A 1,423-nucleotide genomic window follows, 5' to 3' on the forward strand; every position below is an offset into this window, starting at 1 on the left:
CAGAGAACCCGCCCTACATAGCAGCCGATTTTCTTCCCTGCGGTAACGGTTGCACTGACAATATCGCCAGTCTTAAACCCTTTGTGGATTTGCACTCTGGATTTGTGCCGAGTAGGAAAGCCATAGCTATTTGTACCGCACATCTGTCGTGTCCCATGCCCTTTTGCTGCAATCAGTAACGGCTTTGAGGTTAAGACTTCGAGTGTGTCAAAGTTGGCTACACACGCAGCATCAAGCCAGTGCGATTTGGGCAACCCTAATCGATTGCGATTGAACTTAGTTTGCCCGCCCGTACCAGTAGTGACAGGTAATCCCGCCTCTTTAAGTGCATTGAACAACGCCCATCGGGTTGAGTTGACTGCTGCTGCATCTTTGAGTGGTAGTTTTGCCTGTTTGAGGATGCGGTTTAGCACGTCGGGTTTAGTCGCTAGAAATGCCCGAACATCCTGATTACCTTTCTTTTGATTGCAATCGTGACAAGCAAGCGTCAAATTGGAAACCCTGTCAGAACCACCTCTTGACTTAGCTTGAATGTGTTCAATCTCAAACGGTACATTTTCAACCGAGCAATAAGCGCACTGCCGATTCCATTTTGCCAAGAGATACTCGCGGACTTCGTAACCGTGCAATTCTCCTTGCTGATACATAACACCTGAGATTTCAGGGTTTTGCATTAGTTGCAAATCGAATCGCACTAGCTCTTGAACAATGCTGGCAATGGGTGCAAATCGAATCAACTTGCGAACCCATGTGAGTGTTGTTTCGACCCGATGCTGTAAGGATGGAGCTAGCCAACCATCAGGACGGGTGCGATTGAGGAATCGCGCCTGACGATACCGAGTTTTGCGATTGCGTCTTCCTCGCCTGAGTTGGCGACGAGACAGCAATGCTTCTTTAATTTGTTGTCCTCGATGTTGTAGTTCGGCTCCAAAGATTATCTTGTCGCTCTGCTTGATGGCAATACCAGTAGTTTTAGAACCTGGATCGAGTTTGAGTTCTAACGGCTTAGGACTTGCGTCAACCTCTTTGTTCAAAATTATCGTAAAGGGAAATCGCCTGAAAACAGATGCTTTACCTGCGTTAAGTAATGAGCGCCCTACTCCTGGTTGACAGGGTGATAGCGGTCGCCCTTTAGTGTCTCTAACAAAAATAAAATTAGACATTTTTGCGTCTCTTCTACTTGCGTGTAATGTTAGCCTCGGCAATGTTTAATGAGCTTGTTCGGCTAAAAGCACTGTCTTAACCCGTTAGAACTGTTTAACTTTTAGCGACAGGGCAACGAACTGGCGGAGCATTCGTTGGTGTCATGACTCACAAAACGGAGTCCTCAAAGGACTTAGCCTGGTCAGGTTTGGCTTGTTCCATCCCGCTCGAAGAGCCGGACAGTCTATAAGCCCCTAGCTTTAGCTATGGGGTTCCTGAC

Annotated in this window: 1 protein-coding gene; it reads right to left on the reverse strand. The window is 47.3% G+C overall.

Going from position 1 to position 1,423, the window contains the following annotated elements:
• A partial coding sequence (gene iscB, locus QUB06_RS34530) for an RNA-guided endonuclease IscB (RefSeq protein WP_333439337.1) occupies window positions 1–1,163 on the reverse strand: 1,163 nt, incomplete at its 3' end.
• Window positions 1,164–1,423 lie beyond the last annotated feature (260 nt).

Source organism: Microcoleus sp. D2_18a_D3 (assembly GCF_036702455.1).
In the GTDB taxonomy this organism is placed as follows: Bacteria; Cyanobacteriota; Cyanobacteriia; order Cyanobacteriales; family Microcoleaceae; genus Microcoleus.